The sequence below is a fragment of the Pantoea sp. B270 genome (assembly GCF_018726825.1).
Classification (GTDB): Bacteria; Pseudomonadota; Gammaproteobacteria; order Enterobacterales; family Enterobacteriaceae; genus Pantoea; species Pantoea dispersa.
In genome coordinates, this window is sequence record NZ_JAHCSX010000001.1 from 2,690,642 (window position 1) to 2,708,709 (window position 18,068).

The 18,068-nt window shown below is 57.8% G+C and carries 20 protein-coding genes; 11 read left to right on the plus strand and 9 right to left on the minus strand.

Annotation, left to right across the window (positions count from 1 at the left end; genetic code table 11):
* Positions 1 to 40: 40 nt before the first annotated feature.
* The gene (locus KOL70_RS12885) at positions 41 to 946 is read right to left on the minus strand and encodes a divergent polysaccharide deacetylase family protein (protein WP_215480977.1); all 906 of its coding nucleotides are present in this window, start codon (positions 944 to 946) and stop codon (positions 41 to 43) included.
* Positions 947 to 949: 3 nt separating this feature from the next.
* Positions 950 to 2,251: a murein hydrolase activator EnvC gene (gene envC / locus KOL70_RS12890; protein ID WP_031279626.1), complete on the minus strand. Its 1,302-nt coding sequence runs from the start codon at positions 2,249 to 2,251 to the stop codon at positions 950 to 952.
* Between the two features lie 249 nt (positions 2,252 to 2,500).
* On the opposite strand from envC, the gene KOL70_RS12895 reads away from it, so the two are divergent.
* The 5 genes from KOL70_RS12895 (at position 2,501) to cysE (ending at position 5,614) form a co-directional block, all read left to right on the plus strand.
* Complete coding sequence (locus KOL70_RS12895; RefSeq protein ID WP_127833503.1) at positions 2,501 to 2,932, plus strand: rhodanese-like domain-containing protein; 432 nt, start codon at positions 2,501 to 2,503, stop codon at positions 2,930 to 2,932.
* A gap of 19 nt (positions 2,933 to 2,951) precedes the next feature.
* Positions 2,952 to 3,206 (plus strand): glutaredoxin 3, encoded by a 255-nt coding sequence (gene grxC, locus KOL70_RS12900; protein WP_010616518.1) that lies wholly within the window; start codon positions 2,952 to 2,954, stop codon positions 3,204 to 3,206.
* Positions 3,207 to 3,246: 40 nt separating this feature from the next.
* On the plus strand, positions 3,247 to 3,711 hold the full coding sequence (gene secB, locus KOL70_RS12905; RefSeq protein ID WP_021507054.1) for a protein-export chaperone SecB: 465 nt from the start codon (positions 3,247 to 3,249) through the stop codon (positions 3,709 to 3,711).
* A complete protein-coding gene (gpsA, locus tag KOL70_RS12910; RefSeq protein ID WP_059010949.1) occupies positions 3,711 to 4,730 on the plus strand; it encodes an NAD(P)H-dependent glycerol-3-phosphate dehydrogenase in 1,020 nt (339 codons plus the stop codon). Before secB ends, gpsA begins: the two co-directional genes overlap by 1 nt.
* A 68-nt stretch (positions 4,731 to 4,798) precedes the next feature.
* Positions 4,799 to 5,614, plus strand: a complete 816-nt coding sequence (cysE, locus tag KOL70_RS12915; RefSeq protein ID WP_021507052.1) for a serine O-acetyltransferase — start codon at positions 4,799 to 4,801, stop codon at positions 5,612 to 5,614.
* On the opposite strand, the gene trmL is transcribed toward cysE, so the two are convergent.
* From trmL to cpxR, 3 genes are read right to left on the minus strand one after another with little or no spacing between them, the layout of a single operon-like run.
* On the minus strand, positions 5,611 to 6,084 hold the full coding sequence (gene trmL / locus KOL70_RS12920; protein WP_021507051.1) for a tRNA (uridine(34)/cytosine(34)/5-carboxymethylaminomethyluridine(34)-2'-O)-methyltransferase TrmL: 474 nt from the start codon (positions 6,082 to 6,084) through the stop codon (positions 5,611 to 5,613). The genes cysE and trmL overlap by 4 nt on opposite strands.
* Positions 6,085 to 6,119: 35 nt before the next feature.
* Positions 6,120 to 7,496, minus strand: a complete 1,377-nt coding sequence (gene cpxA, locus KOL70_RS12925) for an envelope stress sensor histidine kinase CpxA (protein WP_031279625.1) — start codon at positions 7,494 to 7,496, stop codon at positions 6,120 to 6,122.
* Positions 7,493 to 8,191, minus strand: a complete 699-nt coding sequence (gene cpxR / locus KOL70_RS12930; protein ID WP_007885339.1) for an envelope stress response regulator transcription factor CpxR — start codon at positions 8,189 to 8,191, stop codon at positions 7,493 to 7,495. Before cpxR ends, cpxA begins: the two co-directional genes overlap by 4 nt.
* 150 nt (positions 8,192 to 8,341) lie before the next feature.
* Between cpxR and cpxP the strand changes: the two genes are divergently transcribed.
* The 5 genes from cpxP to KOL70_RS12955 all read left to right on the plus strand — a co-directional run bounded on the left by cpxP (position 8,342) and on the right by KOL70_RS12955 (position 13,142).
* A complete protein-coding gene (gene cpxP / locus KOL70_RS12935) occupies positions 8,342 to 8,854 on the plus strand; it encodes a cell-envelope stress modulator CpxP (RefSeq protein WP_215480756.1) in 513 nt (170 codons plus the stop codon).
* Between the two features lie 194 nt (positions 8,855 to 9,048).
* Positions 9,049 to 9,951: a CDF family cation-efflux transporter FieF gene (fieF, locus tag KOL70_RS12940; RefSeq protein ID WP_021507048.1), complete on the plus strand. Its 903-nt coding sequence runs from the start codon at positions 9,049 to 9,051 to the stop codon at positions 9,949 to 9,951.
* A gap of 207 nt (positions 9,952 to 10,158) precedes the next feature.
* The gene (gene pfkA, locus KOL70_RS12945; protein WP_021507047.1) at positions 10,159 to 11,121 is read left to right on the plus strand and encodes a 6-phosphofructokinase; all 963 of its coding nucleotides are present in this window, start codon (positions 10,159 to 10,161) and stop codon (positions 11,119 to 11,121) included.
* 148 nt (positions 11,122 to 11,269) lie between these two features.
* A complete protein-coding gene (locus KOL70_RS12950; protein ID WP_021507046.1) occupies positions 11,270 to 12,259 on the plus strand; it encodes a sulfate ABC transporter substrate-binding protein in 990 nt (329 codons plus the stop codon).
* Positions 12,260 to 12,386: 127 nt separating this feature from the next.
* Positions 12,387 to 13,142: a CDP-diacylglycerol diphosphatase gene (locus KOL70_RS12955; protein ID WP_215480757.1), complete on the plus strand. Its 756-nt coding sequence runs from the start codon at positions 12,387 to 12,389 to the stop codon at positions 13,140 to 13,142.
* 67 nt (positions 13,143 to 13,209) lie between these two features.
* Here the strand turns inward: KOL70_RS12955 and tpiA are convergent, their stop codons facing one another.
* The 3 genes from tpiA to fpr all read right to left on the minus strand — a co-directional run bounded on the left by tpiA (position 13,210) and on the right by fpr (position 15,541).
* Positions 13,210 to 13,977, minus strand: coding sequence for a triose-phosphate isomerase (tpiA, locus tag KOL70_RS12960; RefSeq protein WP_031279624.1), 768 nt, complete (start codon positions 13,975 to 13,977; stop codon positions 13,210 to 13,212).
* A 121-nt stretch (positions 13,978 to 14,098) separates the two neighbouring features.
* Positions 14,099 to 14,689, minus strand: coding sequence for a YiiQ family protein (locus KOL70_RS12965; protein ID WP_058775487.1), 591 nt, complete (start codon positions 14,687 to 14,689; stop codon positions 14,099 to 14,101).
* Between the two features lie 105 nt (positions 14,690 to 14,794).
* Positions 14,795 to 15,541, minus strand: coding sequence for a ferredoxin--NADP(+) reductase (fpr, locus tag KOL70_RS12970; RefSeq protein ID WP_215480758.1), 747 nt, complete (start codon positions 15,539 to 15,541; stop codon positions 14,795 to 14,797).
* A 291-nt stretch (positions 15,542 to 15,832) separates the two neighbouring features.
* On the opposite strand from fpr, the gene emrD reads away from it, so the two are divergent.
* Positions 15,833 to 17,026, plus strand: a complete 1,194-nt coding sequence (gene emrD, locus KOL70_RS12975) for a multidrug efflux MFS transporter EmrD (protein ID WP_305798614.1) — start codon at positions 15,833 to 15,835, stop codon at positions 17,024 to 17,026.
* Here the strand turns inward: emrD and glpX are convergent.
* Complete coding sequence (gene glpX / locus KOL70_RS12980; protein ID WP_021507041.1) at positions 17,016 to 18,026, minus strand: class II fructose-bisphosphatase; 1,011 nt, start codon at positions 18,024 to 18,026, stop codon at positions 17,016 to 17,018. The genes emrD and glpX overlap by 11 nt on opposite strands.
* Positions 18,027 to 18,068: the final 42 nt, after the last annotated feature.

Consider the following 18,068-nt stretch of genomic DNA (forward strand, 5'->3'; position numbering starts at 1 on the left):
GTGTGGCGTTAAATAAGGCGCAGCACGCTGCGCCTTATAATCAGAATAGCTGTTTAAGCGACTGCACGAGTGGACTGCCGGTAATGCTCTCTGTCACCACCTCCACCGCACGACTCTGCGGTACGGCAGGCAGCGGCTGGCCCGGCTTACACACGCCCGGCGCACGGAACACCGGGGTGCGCGGTTTCACCGGCGTGCTGGCCGGCGGCGTAGCGCCCTGGCGCAGCGGTTCGTTGAGCAACTGGCTGGGGCGGACCAGGGTGATATCGCCCGGTAGCGTCGGCAACATCTGCTGCAACACCCGTACCGTGGTGGGATGCGGATGGCCAATGGCGATAGCGTAGCCATCACGCTGTGCCAGCTTCACTGCGCGGTTGAACTGGGTGCGAATCGCCGCTTCATTCTGGCTGTCGTCGAGGAATACGCGCCGCTTCAGGACTTTGACCTGCGTGCCCTGCGCGGCCGGGACCGACTGGCTGTTGCCAATGGTCATGCTATCGAGGAAGTAGTAGTTGTAGTGATTAAGCACCTGCATCACTTTCTGCATGCCGGGCAGGCTGGAGGTCATTTTGCTGCCCATATGGTTGTTCAGGCCAACCGCATACGGCACTTTGTTGCTGGCGTCACGCACGATGCGCGCGATCTCTTCGCTGCTCATCTCCGGCGTTAGCGTGTCCTTCTCCAGCGGCTGTTTGCTCAGCGGCGCCATCGGCAGGTGAATCAGCACTTCATGACCGCCCTGATGCGCTTTGGTTGCCATATCACGCGCATGAGGCGCGTTGGGTAGCACCGCCACAGAAATCGCGGCGGGCATCTGCAGCACTTTATTCTCTTCAGCCGGGCGGTAGCCGAAGTCGTCAATGACGATAGCCAGTTTTCCCGCATGGGCGGCAAAGGTGAAAAACAGCCCGCACAGGGCGGCGCTAAGCTTTTGGGACTGAAACAACACTTATCTTCCTAACCACGGCAGTGGGTTGACGGCCTGTCCCTGACGACGAATTTCAAAGTAGAGCGAGGGCGTACCGCGGCCGCCGCTGGTGCCCACGAGGGCGATAGGCTGTCCTGCCTTCACCTGCGCACCGACGCTCACCAAGGCGCTCTGATTGTAGCCATAAAGGCTCATATCGCCTTTACCGTGTTCGACGACCACAACCAGGCCGTAGCCTTGCAGCCAGTCGGCCATCAGCACGCGACCATCAGCAATGGCTTTGACTTCAGTGCCTTCCGGCGCATCAATCACCAGACCTTTCCAGCGCAGTTCGCCCTGCATTGCTTCACCAAAGCGATGTTCAATGCGACCGCGCACTGGCCAGATAGCCTGTCCGCCCGGCCGGCCAAGGCCGCCGGTGCGCGCCATCAGCTCGCGCTCGCTTTGCGTAGGGGAATAGCTGGAGCCTTTGGCTTTTGCCTGGGCCTGACGCTGGCGCACTTTTTCCGCCTCGCGCGCTTCGCGTTGCGCCCGTTCGCGCGCCTCACGTTCGGCTTTGGCGATTTTGTCCTGCAGGCGGCTTTCGTTCTGGCGCATCTCGACCAGATCGGCCTGGTCTTTCTCCAGCGCGCTCTCCAGTGCGGACAACGTTTTCTTGCGTGCGGCGCTGGCGGTTTCCAGTTTGTTCTGTTGCGTCTGCTGCTGCGCTAAAAGCGACTTTTGCTGCTCCTGCTTGCCCTGCAGCGCCTGACGCTGCTGCGCCAGTTCCTGCTGAGTCTGCTTAAGCTCATCGATATTTTTCTGCCGGGCGGCATTGAGGTAGCCAAAATAGGCCAGAATACGTTCGCTGCGCTGTGCTTCTTCACCGCCGAGCAGCAGCTGCACGCCGTTGTGCTGGCCCTGACGAAACGCGGCATCCAGCTGCTGCGCCAGCAGTTTTTCCTGCTGCGCCTGCTGCTTTTCCAGCCGGGCAATGGCGGCGGTGGTTTGGGCGATTTCGCCGTTCAGCGCGCTCAGGCTGTTGCGGGTTTCACGCAGCTGGCGACTGGCCTGGGCAATCACTTTTTCCTGACTCTGCAGCTGATCGAGCAGCTTACTGCGCTGCAGCTTCTGCGCTTTAACGCTTTTCTCTTTTTCGGCGATGTCCTGCTGAATGGACTTTAGCTGCGTTTTGCTGTCATCGGCGCTATGCGCGGCGACGGGCAACAGCAACGCACCCGCACAAAGCAGGCTGAGGGAGATATCGGACCAGCGAAATGACAACGGAGATGCCGGATCGTTGTAACGGGTCCTTGTGTGTGTAACGGTCGCTTTTCCCTTCATAGTCGATAATTATTCCACGATGAACAGCCGCTTACCAGTTATCCCGGCCGGGTTTTGCTTTACGAAAGATGTCGGCCACAGCTTACCGGGATAAAGATTGTCTCAATTTTGCGATTAGAACACTTTTTTTGGAAAATGACGCACAAATCGTAACTCTGCCCGCTTCGCGACTGTACATGCGAAGTGGCGCAGGTATACTCAGAACCCTTGTTTTAGCTTATTAGCCCCGGTCTGGAGTCGTTACCCCTCATGCAAGAAATTATGCAGTTTGCAAGCAATCACCCCATCCTTAGTCTGGCATGGGTCGCTTTACTTATTCTGGTGATTGTAACCACCGTTAAAGGTATGTTCTCTAAGGTAAAAACCATCAGCCGTGGTGAAGCAACCCACCTGATCAACAAAGAGGACGCGGTGGTGGTAGACGTTCGTTCACGCGACGACTATCGCAAAGGACACATTTCAGGGGCTATTAACATCGCCGCAGCCGATATCAAAAAAGGCAGCTTCGGCGAGCTGGAAAAGCACAAGTCGCAGCCCATAATTGTGGTATGTGCCACCGGCCAGAGCGCCGCAGAACCGGCAGCCACCCTTAGCGCAGCGGGTTTTGAAAAAGTGACCGTGCTGAAAGATGGTGTGAGCGGCTGGAGTGGCGAAAACCTGCCGCTGGTTCGCGGTAAATAACATCCTGAGGTATCACCGCATGGCGAATGTTGAGATTTACACCAAAGTGACCTGTCCTTACTGCCACCGGGCGAAGGCGTTGCTGGATCAAAAAGGCGTGTCATACCAGGAGATTCCCATTGATGGGGACGCGGTAAAGCGCGAAGAGATGATCAAACGCAGCGGCCGCACCACGGTGCCACAGATCTTTATTGACGCGCAGCACATTGGCGGCTGTGACGATCTCTACGCGCTGGACGGGCGTCAGGGACTCGATCCCTTGCTCCGCGCATAACATTTTCGACCGACAATTTTCACTTAAAGGATTCAGTAACATGTCAGAGCATAGCAGCAACGAAATGCAGTTCCAGATTCAACGCGTTTACACCAAAGACGTTTCATTTGAAGCGCCAAACGCACCTCAGGTTTTCCAGAAAGAGTGGGAACCGGAAGTGAAGCTGGATCTGGACACCGCCTCTTCTCAGCTGGCGGATGAAGTGTATGAAGTCGTGCTGCGCGTTACTGTCACCGCCACCGTGGGCGAAGACACCGCGTTCCTGTGCGAGGTACAGCAGGCCGGTATCTTCACCATCAGCGGTATCGAAGGCACGCAGATGGCACATTGCCTCGGCGCTTACTGCCCGAACATTCTGTTCCCGTATGCGCGTGAATGTGTCACCAGCCTGGTGTCACGCGGTACCTTCCCTCAGCTCAATCTGGCGCCGGTCAACTTTGATGCGCTGTTCATGAATTATCTGCAGCAGCAGGGTGAAGGCGAAGCGCCACGTCAGGATGCCTGATGACTACACTCAACGCTTCGATTAGCGTCATCGGTGCCGGCTCGTACGGCACCGCACTGGCCATTACGCTGGCCCGTAATGGCCACCCGGTGCTGCTGTGGGGCCACAATCCGCAAAGCGTGGCGCAGCTGCAGGCTGACCGATGCAATACCGCTTTCCTGCCCGATGTTCCTTTCCCCGATAATCTCGTTCCTGAAGCCGATCTGGCCCGCGTCGTCAGCGCCAGCCGCGATCTGCTGGTGGTAGTGCCAAGCCATGTGTTCGGCGACGTGCTGATGCAGCTCAAACCGCTGCTGCGTGCCGACTCACGCATTGTCTGGGCGACCAAAGGACTGGAAAAAGAGACCGGACGGCTGCTGCAGGATGTGGCGCGCGAAATCCTCGGCGACAGCATTCCGCTGGCGGTGATTTCCGGCCCGACCTTTGCCAAAGAGCTGGCGGCCGGTTTGCCGACGGCGATTGCGCTGGCGGCCACTGACGCGCAGTTTGCCGACGATCTGCAGCAAAAGCTGCACTGCGGCAAAAGCTTCCGCGTTTACAACAATCCGGACTTCATCGGCGTGCAGCTGGGCGGCGCAGTGAAAAACGTCATTGCGATTGGTGCCGGGATCTCCGACGGCATTGGCTTTGGTGCCAACGCGCGTACGGCACTCATCACCCGCGGTCTGGCGGAGATGAGCCGTCTCGGTGCTGCGCTGGGTGCCGATCCGACGACCTTTATGGGCATGGCGGGTCTTGGCGATCTGGTGCTGACCTGTACCGATAATCAGTCGCGCAACCGCCGTTTCGGCATGATGCTGGGGCAGGGCGAAAGCGTGGATGAGGCGCAACGCATTATCGGACAAGTTGTAGAAGGCTACAGAAATACCAAAGAAGTCAAAGCATTAGCTGCTCGTGTGGGCGTGGAAATGCCAATAACCGAGCAAATTTATCAGGTATTATATTGCGAAAAATCGGCGCGAGAGGCAGCATTGAGCCTGCTTGGTCGTACAAGGAAGGACGAAAACAGCCAAAGCTAAAGCAGGACGCTTAAGCATTATCACCTGTAGCGCCTAATCGGGCGCTTTTTTATCGGGAGCAAACAGCAATGTCGTCTGAAGAGTTAGAACTGGTCTGGAACCATATCAAAGCCGAAGCCAGAGCGCTGGCCGATTGTGAACCGATGCTGGCCAGTTTTTACCATGCGACCTTGCTCAAGCACGAAAATCTCGGCAGCGCGCTCAGCTACATGCTGGCTAACAAGCTCGCTAACCCGATCATGCCCGCTATTGCCATACGCGAAATTGTTGAAGAAGCCTATCGTCAGGATCCTGAGATGATTGTCTCGGCCGCGTACGATATTCAGGCGGTGCGTCAGCGCGATCCGGCGGTCGACAAATATTCCACGCCGTTACTCTATCTGAAAGGCTTCCACGCGCTGCAGGCGTACCGTATTGGCCACTGGCTGTGGAAAGAGGGACGGCGCGCGCTGGCGGTGTATCTGCAAAACGAAATCTCGGTCTCATTCGCCGTGGATATTCATCCGGCGGCGCGCATCGGGCGCGGCATAATGCTGGATCACGCCACCGGCATCGTGATTGGTGAAACGGCTGTGGTGGAAAATGACGTCTCCATTCTGCAGTCGGTCACGCTGGGTGGTACCGGTAAAACCAGCGGCGATCGCCATCCGAAGATCCGTGAAGGGGTGATGATTGGCGCGGGGGCCAAAATCCTTGGCAATATTGAAGTCGGGCGCGGTGCTAAAATCGGTGCCGGTTCGGTGGTCTTGCAGCCGGTACCACCCCATACCACGGCGGCCGGCGTGCCGGCGCGCATTGTCGGTAAACCAGCCAGCGACAAACCGTCGATGGATATGGATCAGCACTTCACCGGCGCCGGGTTTGAGTACGGCGACGGCATCTAGCCTTTGATCAGCGCGCCCGCATAATCCAGCTGGCGCCACGCCTCATACACCACCACTGAAACCGCATTCGACAGGTTCATGCTGCGGCTCTCTGCGCGCATCGGAATGCGGATCTTCTGTTCTGCCGGCAACGCATTAAGAATTTCTGGCGGTAAGCCACGGCTCTCCGGGCCAAACAGCAGATAGTCGCCCGGCTGATAGCTGACGGCGCTGTGCGCCGGTGTGCCTTTGGTGGTCAGCGCGAATAAGCGCTGTGGCGCTTCCGCCGCCAGAAAAGCAGCGTAGCTGGCGTGCTTTTTCAGCGCGGTATATTCATGGTAATCCAGTCCGGCGCGGCGCAGGCGTTTATCATCCCAGGCGAAGCCTAACGGCTCAATCAGGTGCAGCTGAAAGCCGGTATTGGCGCACAGGCGGATGATGTTGCCGGTATTTGGCGGGATTTCAGGTTCAAATAAGACAATGTTTAGCATAAGGCCCCCGGAAACGAGGGCCGCAGCATAGCAAATTATTGCCGGGCGGAGTACAGCGGCAGCCACAGCGTCAGGCGCAGACCGCCTAACGGGCTATCATCGGCTTTCACCCAGCCGCGGTGCTGTTGCACGGCGGTTTCGACAATCGCCAGCCCGAGCCCGGTGCCGCCGGATTCACGGTCACGCGCTTCATCGGTGCGGTAGAACGGACGGAAAATCTGCTCGCGATCTTCCGGGCTGACGCCGGGACCGTCGTCGTCGACGTGCACGGTAATGCCCTGAATATCCACGGCAAAGCTAACGCTGATGTGCGTGTGCGAATAGCGCAGCGCGTTGCGCACAATGTTCTCCAGCGCGCTTTCCAGCGCGTGCGGGTTACCGTACAGCGGCCACGGACCGGGCGGATACGGCACGTCCATGGTTTTACCCATCTGCTCCGCTTCGAATTTGGCATCTTCCAGCACGCCATTCCACAGCTGGTTGGCCTTCATCGCTTCGCTCACCAGCGCGTTCTTATGCTGGGTGCGCGACAGTACCAGCAAGTCGTTGATCATGCCGTCCAGACGCTGCGCTTCGGTCTCAATACGCTCCAGTTCTTTGCCTTCGCCATGACGCCGGCGCAGTAGCGCAGTCGCCAGCTGCAGACGCGTCAGCGGCGTGCGTAATTCATGGCTGATATCCGACAGCAGTCGCTGCTGTGCCGTCATCATGCGTTCGAGCGCGCTCACCATCTGGTTGAAACTGGAGCCGGCTGCGAGAAATTCCTGCGGGCCCGATTCCAGTTCCGGATGCTGACGCAAATTTCCGCTCGCCACTTCATCCGCGGCATGTTTTAGTTTGCGTGCCGGACGCGCCAGGCTCCACGCCAGCCACAGCAGCAGCGGTGAGCTGATTAACATCGTGACGATGAGCAGCAGCAGAGGACGGTCAAACAGCAGGTTGACGAAATCGAGCTGGGAACTGGTGGCGGGACGGATCAGATACAGCTGGTAATTGTCTTCGCCGTCGCGCACCGCGAAGGGGCCGACCATCTCGACGCGGCCATACTTTTTCTTCTGCGGATGATCGGCATTATCGGACTGGCCGATAAAGTTACGGATCACCTGCATTTCATTGTGCTGCGCACCGATCACCCGTCCTTCGCTGGTCACCAGCAGCAGGCGCTGACCGGGCGGTGCCCATTTGTCGATGGCGCGAAACAGCCGGCGCCACCACATCAGGTCGTTGGGCGGATCCTGTGACAGCTCCGCCTCAACGTGTTGCTCAATCATGGTGCCCTGGCGCTGTTCGCTCTCCATCAGCGAGGTCATCTGGCGCGAATCGAGTTTGGGCACCATCAGTACCAGCATCAACACCAGCGCCAGGGTGAGCCAGAAGATGGCGAAGATGCGGGTGGTCAAACTTCCAATCATGATGCCGAAACCATCAGATAGCCGCGTCCGCGCAGAGTTTTGAACCACGGATGACCATCACGACGTTCCGGCAGCTTACGACGCAGGTTGGAGATGTGCATATCGATGGCGCGGTCAAACGGCGTCAGGCGCTTGCCCAGCACTTCCTGGCTGAGATGCTCGCGTGACACCACCTGGCCAAGATGCTGCGCCAGTAAGTAGAGCAGGGTGAACTCGGTGCCGGTGAGATCCAGCGTTTCGCTGTCGAAGCTGGCTTCCTGACGGCCCGGATTCAGGCGCAGGCAATCCACTTCCAGCGTCGGTGAGCTGTTATCGTGCTGTTGCTGCTGTTCGCTCCAGTTGGAACGGCGCAGAATCGCACGGATACGCGCCACCAGTTCGCGATCGTTGAACGGCTTTGGCAGATAGTCATCCGCGCCCAGTTCCAGGCCCAGAACGCGGTCCAGCTCGCTACCGCGGGCGGTCAGCATGATGACAGGGGTTTGATGTTGCTGGCGTAGCTCTTTTAACGTGTCGATACCGTTCTTCTTCGGCATCATGACATCGAGCAAAAGCAGGTCGACGGTGTTGTCCAGCAGATTGAGCGCCTGCTCGCCATCGCTGGCGACAATCACCTCAAAACCTTCCATTTCAAGCAGTTCTTTAAGCAGCGAAGTCAATTCGCGGTCGTCATCAACCAACAGGATTTTATTCATTTTTTGTTGCCCTCCGCAGGCAAAATACCGTGTTCCTATAGTGGCAATCCAACGCTTTACGTAGTTTTACACCCCCTGACGGATGTTTGCAGCTGTCGCCGTACACTAGCTCTCGTTGAATCGCAAAACGGAACGAACCGGGAGTAAACGATGCGCTACTTAACCGCCGTCGTCTTTGCCTCAGCGATGGTTCTCAGTCACGCCAGCGCAGAAGCAGCAGACACGACGACGATTGACGAGATGCATCATAACGGCGGATTGACGACAGGCAGTATGACGCAAAATCCGCAAAGCCACATGTTCGATGGCATTGAGCTGACTGAACAACAGCGGCAACAGATGCGCGACCTGATGCAGCAAGCGCGCCATGAACGCCCGGTGTTAAGCGTTCAGGATATAGAAACTATGCATGACCTTGTCATTGCAGACAAATTTAACGAATCGGCTATCCGCCAGCAGGCAGAGAAACAGGCCCACGAGCAGGTAGAACTGCAAATCGAGATGGCCCGGGTTCGTAATCAGATGTATCACCTGCTAACGCCTGCACAGCAAGCAACATTGCAGAAGAATTTTGAGCGGCGCCTGAATGAAGCGCGTCGGCTCTCCGAATTGCAGCCATCATCACCGCTGCAAGCAGTGAGTAGTACCAGCAGTAACCAGTAACATAGTATCCCTGTTTTCCTTGCCATAGACACCATCCCTGTCTTCCCCGCCATGATGGCGGGGTTTTTTTTGCCCTGAATTCGCGGGCAAATTGCATCCGTTTCGCTATCCTGTCACGCAGTCTGCACGGTACGGTGATAAACTTGAGCCATTTTCCACTGCATGGCGTGCTGCAGCGCCTGACGAGGCAAGGCATGGAACCTTCCTACGCAAAACTGGTAAACCGCGCGGCGCTGGCGGCGACCACGCTGGCAACGCTGTTGCTGATCGTGAAAATTTTCGCCTGGTGGTACACCGGTTCGGTCAGCGTGCTGGCGGCGCTGGTGGATTCGCTGGTCGATATCGCCGCGTCACTGACCAATCTGCTGGTGGTGCGCTATTCATTGCAGCCTGCCGATGACGATCACACCTTTGGTCATGGCAAAGCGGAATCGCTGGCGGCACTGGCGCAAAGCATGTTTATCTCCGGATCGGCGCTGTTTTTGTTTCTTACCGGGCTGCAGCATCTGGCCACGCCGGAAACGCTGCGTGCGCCGCTGGTGGGTATAATAGTGACGCTGATCGCCCTCAGCTCCACGCTGGTTCTGGTCGCTTTTCAGCGCTGGGTGGTGCGGCGTACCCGCAGCCAGGCGATTCGCGCGGACATGCTGCATTATCAGTCGGATGTGGTGATGAACGGCGCGATTCTGGTGGCGCTGGGCTTAAGCAGTTATGGTTTTAAGCGTGCGGATGCGCTGTTTGCGCTCGGCATTGGCGTATATATCCTCTATAACGCGCTGCGCATGGGCTATGAAGCGGTGCAGTCGCTGCTCGATCGTGCGCTGCCGGAGCAGGAAAAACAGGCGATTATCGCGCTGGTAAGCCACTGGCCCGGCGTGCGCGGTGCCCATGCATTACGTACGCGGCAGTCCGGTCCTACGCGGTTTATTCAGCTTCATCTGGAGATGGACGATCATCTCCCGCTGGTGCAGGCGCATCAGGTGGCGGATCAAATTGAGCAGGCATTACGGCAAAAATTTCCCGGCTCAGATGTGATCATTCATCAGGACCCCTGTTCTGTTGTGCCGCAAAATCAGCAGGGTTTTTTTCAGTTTTAGCCGTTATAAAACATAGTATTGCGTAAAAAAAATGACGTAACGCTAACAACTCTGTAAAAAATTAGCGAAAACTTGTCTGACCTGAATCAATTCAGCATCAAGCCTTTGATATACTATCTGCAACTATTAAGCCGTGCGATCGCGAGCTGGTCCACACCGGTCGACAGGCAGGAATAATCCTTAGTTTTGAACAATCCAGAGGTTGTCATGATCAAAAAAATCGGAGTACTGACCAGCGGCGGCGACGCCCCAGGCATGAACGCAGCCATTCGCGGAGTTGTCCGTTCCGCGCTGAGTGAAGGCCTTGAAGTTTTTGGTATTTATGACGGCTATCTGGGTTTGTACGAAGACCGCATGATCAACCTCGACCGCTACAGCGTGTCGGACATGATTAACCGCGGCGGCACCTTCCTCGGCTCGGCGCGTTTCCCGGAGTTCCGCAACGAAGAAGTGCGTCAGGTCGCGATCGAAAACATGAAAAAACGCGGCATTGATGCGCTGGTGGTGATTGGCGGTGACGGTTCTTACATGGGTGCCAAACGCCTGACCGAAATGGGTTTCCCGTGCATTGGCCTGCCGGGCACCATCGATAACGACGTCGCCGGTACCGATTACACCATCGGTTATTTCACCGCGCTGGAAACCGTGGTTGAAGCGATTGACCGTCTGCGCGACACCTCTTCTTCGCATCAGCGTATCTCCATCGTAGAAGTGATGGGCCGCTACTGCGGTGACCTGACCTTAGCGGCGGCCATCGCCGGTGGCTGTGAGTTCATCGTGCTGCCTGAAATCCCTTACACGCGCGAAGAGCTGGTGGCAGAAATCCAGGCTGGCATTGCGAAAGGTAAAAAACACGCCATCGTGGCGATCACCGAACATATCTGTGACATCGACGATCTGGCGCACTTTATTGAAGCGGAAACCAAGCGTGAAACCCGTGCCACCGTGCTAGGCCACATCCAGCGCGGCGGTGCGCCATGCGCTTACGACCGCATTCTGGCATCACGCATGGGTGCTTATTCAATTGAGCTGCTGCTGCAGGGCTACGGCGGTCGCTGCGTGGGTATTCAGAACGAGAAGATGGTGCATCATGACATCATCGACGCTATCGAAAACATGAAGCGTCCGTTCAAGCGCGACTGGCTGGATACCGCGAAAAAACTCTACTAATCAACGATAAATCGGGCGCGATCGCTTTCGCGCCCTTTTTTTATGCCTTGCTTTATTCTCCATAGTTATAACAGCTTATTTTTAATTCTTTAATCCATGGATTGCTTTGTGTCAGTCTTGTTCTATAACGACCTCGGGAGAGCAAGCAATGAACAAGTGGAGTATTGGTGTCACCCTGTTACTGGCTTCAACCAGTGTTCTGGCAAAGGATATTCAGCTGTTAAACGTCTCTTACGATCCAACCCGTGAGCTGTACGAGCAGTACAACAAAGCATTTAGCGCGCACTATAAGCAGGAAACCGGCGATAACGTGGTGATCCGCCAGTCGCACGGCGGTTCGGGTAAGCAGGCGACGTCCGTGATCAATGGCATCCGCGCAGATGTGGTGACGCTGGCGCTGCAGTCCGACGTGGATGCTATTGCTGACCGTGGTCGTATCGATAAAAACTGGATCAAGCGTCTGCCGGACAACTCGGCACCTTATACTTCCACCATCGTGTTCCTGGTACGCAAAGGCAATCCTAAAGGCATTCATGACTGGCCGGATCTGATTAAGCCAGGCGTTTCCGTGATCACGCCAAATCCGAAAACCTCCGGCGGCGCACGCTGGAACTATCTGGCGGCCTGGGGCTGGGCGCTGGACCAGAACCACGGTGACCAGGCCAAAGCGCTGGCTTACGTCCGGGCGCTGTTCAAAAACGTTGAAGTGCAGGATTCCGGTGCACGTGGCGCGACCAATACCTTCGTTGAGCGCGGTATCGGTGATGTGCTGATTGCATGGGAAAACGAAGCCTATCTGGCCGTCGATAAGCTGGGCAAAGACAAGTTTGAAATCGTTACGCCGAGCGAATCGATCCTCGCCGAACCAACGGTCTCCGTGGTCGATAAAGTGGTGGATGAGCAGGGCACGCGTAAGGTGGCGGAAGAGTACCTGAAATATCTCTACTCACCGGAAGGCCAGACCATCGCGGCGCAAAACTTCTATCGCCCGCGCGATCCTGAGGTGGCGAAGAAGTTTGCCAGCAGCTTCGCGCCGGTTAAGCTGTTCACCATCGATGACAAGTTTGGCGGCTGGAGCAAAGCGCAGAAAGCACACTTTGCCGACGGCGGCAGCTACGATCAGGTCATGAAACCGTAACCGCGTTTTCATCATGACGAAACGGTCAGCCCTGCGCTGGCCGTTTTGCTTTACGGCGCGGAAAAAGCCGTGACTTTCCGCTGGCGACAGGTGAGGATGCTGACAGCTCATCACTGAGGATCTGGCCATGCAGGCGCGCCGCCGTAGTGTTACGTTGCTGATTATCGCGTTCATCCTTCTGATTGCCGGGCTGATCGCCGGTGCGGTGCATTTACATAAAAACGCCGATGCGCTGTGGCAGATTGTCAGCGAAAAGTGCGTACCGGACATGACGCAACGCGGCAATCCTGCCCCCTGTCAGCAGGTCAATCTGGTGCAGGGTTACGTTACGCTCAAAGATCTGAATGGCCCGCTGCAATATCTGCTGATGCCGATAGCGAAAATCACTGGCATGGAGAGCCCAATCCTTCTCGAACCTACCACGCCGAACCTGTTTGCTGCCGCCTGGCAGCAGCGCCGCCTGCTGGCGCAGAAGCGCGGTGCGCCTGTCGACGACCGCGTGCTGTCGCTGGCCATCAACGCGCAGTATGGTCGTACGCAGAATCAGCTGCACATTCATATCTCCTGCCTGCGACCGGATGTGCGTCAGCAGCTGGATACGCTGGCACCGAAGCTGAATGCGCAGTGGCAGACGGCAACGCTGCTGCGGCATACCTGGCTGATTCGCACGCTGAGCACCGCCGAACTGGCGCAGCAGAGCGTGTTTATCCGGCTGGCAGAGGAGGTGCCGCATGCGCGCGGTGAGATGGGAAAATACGGGCTGGCGCTGGCCCAGCTGCCGGATGGACGCCTGGCGCTGCTGGCGCTGGAGCGCAACTGGCTCAAGCTGAATCGCGGTTCGGCGGAAGAACTGCAGGATCACCAGTGCCGTTTGCTGGAGTGAGTGGCATCGCGACTGCTCAGGCAATAAAAAAGGCGGCTTATCAGCCGCCTTTTTCTGCGTGAGAAACTTACGCGTTTTTGGCTGCTGCAGCGGCTTTGACGATCACCGCGAAAGCGTCGGCCTTCAGTGACGCACCGCCCACCAGCGCGCCATCGATGTCCGGCTGAGTGAACAGTTCTGCGGCGTTTTTGTCGTTAACCGAACCGCCGTACTGAATGATTACCTGCTCAGCGATAGCGGCATCTTTCTTCGCGATGTGATCACGAATGAATTTGTGTACTGCCTGCGCCTGCGCTGGGGTCGCTGATTTGCCGGTACCGATGGCCCAGACTGGCTCATAGGCGATAACCGCGCCTTCGAAGGCCGCTGCACCTTGGGTTTCCAGCACGGCGTCGATCTGACGTGCGCACACTTCTTCAGTTTTGCCGGCTTCGTTCTCGGCTTCGGTCTCACCGATGCACAGCACTGGCACCAGGCCTGCGGCCTTCAGCACGGCGAATTTCTTCGCGATGAACTCGTCGCTCTCTTTATGGTAGGTGCGGCGCTCAGAGTGGCCGATGATGATGTATTTCGCGCCGATGTCTTTCAGCATCTCGGCAGAGGTTTCACCGGTGAAAGCGCCAGACAGGTTCACGTCAACGTTCTGCGCACCCAGCGCAATGTGGCTGCCGGAAATGGCGTGCTTGGCCTGATCCAGATAGATCGCCGGCGGAGCAATCGCCACACCGCAGCCTTCCACACCTGACAGCTCTTTGCGCAGGCCTTCAATCAGCTCGCCCGCCATGTGCTTGCTGCCATTCAGTTTCCAGTTACCCATAACCAGTGGATGTCGCATTCTTTCCTCCGCATAACGCGATTCATGAAATAGCGCTGCCATCGGGGCAGCGATGTCTGCCAGACAGTATAGAGATCAAATGGGGCGCTGGCTTTGCTTTTCGTCATTTTTGCCGGGGAGATCAGGGGCTAGCGAGCGCCAGTTTGATGGGCTCAACGGCGAAGGTCAGTCCCTTGTCGCCGTTGTCTGCGACCACGAAGCGCAGTGCACCTTCGGTGCGGGAAAAATAGCGTGCACCCTTGCCGGCGCTGAGCAGGCCGTCGAGCTTCTTGTGTCCCTCATCCGCTGACAAACCGGGCACAAAAAAGCGCAGTAGCGCAGTCATGTAATCCATGGCGCGTGTCTGTGCCGCTTTCATATCCGGGCCCGGCACCGGCAGCCAGGTAATCTGCAGCGTTTTAATCTTGCCGGTGCCCTGTTCCAGCGCGGTAGAGGCATACAGCGTTTCGCTGATTTTACTGGCGGCACGTGTCAGGTGGCTCTTGTCATCGCGGTTGTCGATGGCGCGATACTCCTGCAGCGGGAGGTCAGGATTGGCGGCGTTATACTTTTCGCGGAACTGCGCGATGGTCATATCAAAGGTGGGCGCACCCGCCAGCAGATACGGCGCCGCAGGCAGGTGATCGTTGCGATCCTGCGCGGGCGCGTCCTCCGCCCAGGCGGGAAATGTCAGTGCGACGCTGAGCAGCAGCGCGACTGGCAGATTCTTCATTGCTTCGGCCCTAAATCATTCACTTAGCCCACGATTAGAACGGTTTTTACCGCTGAAAGTCAAAACCCGCGCCGGGAAAAATCTGACATTTTGCTGCCAGCGCGATTACCAGTAATGCTCGCTGGTCATGTGACCGGGTTTACGTTTGAAATGCTTGCGCATATCGCGGGTCTCTTTCAGCAATTGCTGGGTATCGCGCACCATCTGCGGGTTACCGCACAGCATCACGTGGCTGGTGTCGGCGAGCATCGGCAGGCCCACGGCGTTTTCCAGTTCTCCGCTCTCGATCAGCTGCGGTACGCGGCCATGCAGTGAACCGGGCATCTGCTCGCGGCTGACCACCGTCTGAATGTGCAGCTTGCCCTGATAACGCTGCTGCAGTTGCTGCATCAGCGGCAGAAAACTCAGGTCGGCGGCATAGCGCGCAGCGTGTACCAGCACAATGTTGTCGAAGCGCTCCAGCCCTTCGCCCTGTTGCAAAATCGACAGATACGGGCCGATCGCCGTGCCGGTCGCCAGCATCCACAGCGTCTGGCAGTCGGGGATCTCATCCAGCACAAAGAAACCGGCCGCCTCTTTGGTCACCATCACCTGATCGCCGGGCTGCAGCGCCTGCAAACGCGGGCTGAGCTTCCCTTCCGGCACCGTTACCAGATAGAACTCCAGCAGCGGATCCTGCGGCGCATTAACGTAGGAGTAGGCGCGCTGCACGCGCTCGCCGTCGACTTCCAGCGCCAGCTTGGCAAACTGGCCGGCGGTAAAAGGGTCGATGGGCGCCGTGACGCGCAGTCTGAACAGTGCATCGGTCCAGTTTTTCACTTCTTTAACTTCTGCATTGACCCACTCTGCCATGTTCGCTCCTGATGATTGATAATTGGTCTCTTTCTATCTTCGTCAGCCCGGCACCAGATTTCCAGCCCCGCAGCGGGCAAAGGGCTCTCTGCGACAAATCGTCCGCACACATCAGCAACTGTAGCGGCCACGTTACAGCCTGGTACAGAAGCTTGACGGTGTCTGAGCTATCGCTTTACGCCCGCCTCTCGCTTTGTGCGCAATTCCTGATATTTTTGCCGCCATAACTCTCCGGCAGCCCTGTTTAGTGCTGTCATTACTTTGTTTCTCAGGCAGACATTTTGTTCCATGATGATGAGTAATACGCAAAACCGCTTCATGCTGTTCATGCTGATTGTGCTGGTGGCGGTGGGACAGATGGCGCAGACCATCTATGTGCCCGCCATGGCGAACATGGCAGAGGCGCTTAACGTGCGCAGCGGCGCCATGCAGCAGGTGATGGCGGCCTATCTGATGACCTACGGCGGATCGCAGCTGATCTACGGGCCGCTGTCGGACAGTATTGGCCGGCGTCCGGTGATCCTCTCGGGAATGTCGATCTTCGCGGCGGGCGCGCTGATCGCCCTGTTTGCGCCGTCGCTGAGTGTGCTGGTGCTGGGCAGTGCGGTGCAGGGACTGGGTACCGGCGTGGCTGGCGTGATGGCGCGCACCATGCCGCGCGATCTTTACTCCGGCATTGCGCTGCGCCAGGCCAACAGCCTGCTCAACATGGGCATTCTGGTCAGCCCGCTGCTGGCGCCGGTAATCGGCGCGCTGCTGACCCATCTGTTTGGCTGGCACGCCTGCTTTGCTTTCCTGCTGCTGCTGTGTGTTGGCGTAACGGCGGCAATGGCCCGCTGGCTCCCGGAGACCCGTCCGGTGGATGCGCCCGCGACACCGTTTCTGCGCCGCTACATCACGCTGCTCAGCGACGGCAACTTTGTGCGTTATCTGCTACTGCTGATCGGCGCGCTGGCGGGCATTGCGGTATTTGAGGCCAGCTGTGGCGTACTGATGGCGGGCGTGCTGGGGCTGGACGGGCTGACGGTGAGTATTTTGTTCATCCTGCCGATTCCGGCGGCCTTTTTTGGTGCCTGGTTTGCCGGCCGCGAGCAGAAATCCTGGCATACGCTGATGTGGTACGGCGTGAACAGCTGCCTGCTGGCGGGCCTGCTGATGTGGCTGCCGGCGTGGTTTGGCGTGATGAATATCTGGACGCTGCTGGTACCGGCCGCGCTGTTTTTCTTCGGCGCAGGCATGCTGTTTCCGCTGGCAACTTCTGGCGCGATGGAGCCCTACGCGTGGCTGGCCGGCAGCGCCGGTGCGCTGATTGGGGGGCTGCAGAATCTGGGTTCCGGCGTGGTGGCGTGGCTCTCAGCGCTGCTGCCGCAGCACGATCAGTCGAGCCTCGGTATGCTGATGTTTGTGACGTCGCTGGTGATGCTGCTGTGCTGGTGGCCGCTCTCGCGTCATCCGGAGAGCGGCAAACAGACGGTTACAGGATAAAAGGGTGCAGCGCCGCGTCTTTGCGGTCCAGATAGTGGATCGACTGAATGCGGCGAATGGTGCGCGATTTACCGCGCACCAGCAGCGTTTCGCTGGTGGCGATATTGCCCTGGCGCGTGATGCCTTTTAGCAGATCGCCCGTGGTGATGCCGGTCGCCGCGAAAATCACGTTATCGTTACGCGCCATCTGTTGCAGCGTCAGCACTTCCCCGGCGTTGATACCCATTTCGGCACAGCGCGCCAGCTCCTGCTCACCCAGACGGCGGTTTTCGGCCGAATCCCCTTTGACCTGATGACGAGCCAGCAGGCGCGCCTGCATGTCGCCATCCATGGCGCGGATCACCGCCGCCGATACCACGCCTTCTGGCGCACCGCCGATGCCATACAGCACGTCCACTTCGCTGTCCGGCATGCAGGTAAGAATGGAGGCCGCCACATCGCCGTCCGGAAAAGCAAACACGCGCACGCCCAGCTGCTGCAGCTGCGCGATGACCGCATCGTGGCGCGGTTTGGCGAGAATCGACACCGTCAGCTGGCTGAGCGGTTTATTGAGCGCCTGCGCAATCGCCTGCAGATTGGTGGCGAGCGGCAGGTTGAGATCGATAGCGCCGCGCGCGCCCGGACCGACAATCAGCTTTTCCATATACATATCAGGTGCGTGCAGGAAGCTGCCTTTATCGCCCACCGCCAGCACCGCCAGCGCGTTGGCCTGGCCCATCGCAGTCATACGCGTGCCTTCGATAGGATCAACTGCAATGTCCACCGCATCGCCGTGGCCGGTACCGACTTTTTCACCAATGTAAAGCATCGGTGCTTCGTCGATTTCGCCCTCGCCAATCACGATCTGGCCGTCGATATTGATGGTGTTGAGCATAATGCGCATGGCGTTGACGGCGGCGCCGTCAGCGGCATTCTTATCGCCGCGTCCTAACCAGTGATAGCCCGCTAACGCAGCGGCTTCGGTCACACGGGAAAATTCAATCGCGAGTTCTCGTTTCATGGTCTGCACCTGACAAAAAACAGGCGGGCAGTGTAGCACAGC

Bases quoted from the DNA above. Each gene is read 5' to 3' on its own strand.
- envC (WP_031279626.1), bottom strand. From the start codon at position 2,251: ATGAAGGGAAAAGCGACCGTTACACACACAAGGACCCGTTACAACGAT.
- KOL70_RS12895 (WP_127833503.1), top strand. From the start codon at position 2,501: ATGCAAGAAATTATGCAGTTTGCAAGCAATCACCCCATCCTTAGTCTG.
- grxC (WP_010616518.1), top strand. From the start codon at position 2,952: ATGGCGAATGTTGAGATTTACACCAAAGTGACCTGTCCTTACTGCCAC.
- secB (WP_021507054.1), top strand. From the start codon at position 3,247: ATGTCAGAGCATAGCAGCAACGAAATGCAGTTCCAGATTCAACGCGTT.
- gpsA (WP_059010949.1), top strand. From the start codon at position 3,711: ATGACTACACTCAACGCTTCGATTAGCGTCATCGGTGCCGGCTCGTAC.
- cysE (WP_021507052.1), top strand. From the start codon at position 4,799: ATGTCGTCTGAAGAGTTAGAACTGGTCTGGAACCATATCAAAGCCGAA.
- trmL (WP_021507051.1), bottom strand. From the start codon at position 6,084: ATGCTAAACATTGTCTTATTTGAACCTGAAATCCCGCCAAATACCGGC.
- cpxA (WP_031279625.1), bottom strand. From the start codon at position 7,496: ATGATTGGAAGTTTGACCACCCGCATCTTCGCCATCTTCTGGCTCACC.
- cpxR (WP_007885339.1), bottom strand. From the start codon at position 8,191: ATGAATAAAATCCTGTTGGTTGATGACGACCGCGAATTGACTTCGCTG.
- cpxP (WP_215480756.1), top strand. From the start codon at position 8,342: ATGCGCTACTTAACCGCCGTCGTCTTTGCCTCAGCGATGGTTCTCAGT.
- fieF (WP_021507048.1), top strand. From the start codon at position 9,049: ATGGAACCTTCCTACGCAAAACTGGTAAACCGCGCGGCGCTGGCGGCG.
- pfkA (WP_021507047.1), top strand. From the start codon at position 10,159: ATGATCAAAAAAATCGGAGTACTGACCAGCGGCGGCGACGCCCCAGGC.
- KOL70_RS12950 (WP_021507046.1), top strand. From the start codon at position 11,270: ATGAACAAGTGGAGTATTGGTGTCACCCTGTTACTGGCTTCAACCAGT.
- KOL70_RS12955 (WP_215480757.1), top strand. From the start codon at position 12,387: ATGCAGGCGCGCCGCCGTAGTGTTACGTTGCTGATTATCGCGTTCATC.
- tpiA (WP_031279624.1), bottom strand. From the start codon at position 13,977: ATGCGACATCCACTGGTTATGGGTAACTGGAAACTGAATGGCAGCAAG.
- KOL70_RS12965 (WP_058775487.1), bottom strand. From the start codon at position 14,689: ATGAAGAATCTGCCAGTCGCGCTGCTGCTCAGCGTCGCACTGACATTT.
- fpr (WP_215480758.1), bottom strand. From the start codon at position 15,541: ATGGCAGAGTGGGTCAATGCAGAAGTTAAAGAAGTGAAAAACTGGACC.
- emrD (WP_305798614.1), top strand. From the start codon at position 15,833: ATGATGAGTAATACGCAAAACCGCTTCATGCTGTTCATGCTGATTGTG.
- glpX (WP_021507041.1), bottom strand. From the start codon at position 18,026: ATGAAACGAGAACTCGCGATTGAATTTTCCCGTGTGACCGAAGCCGCT.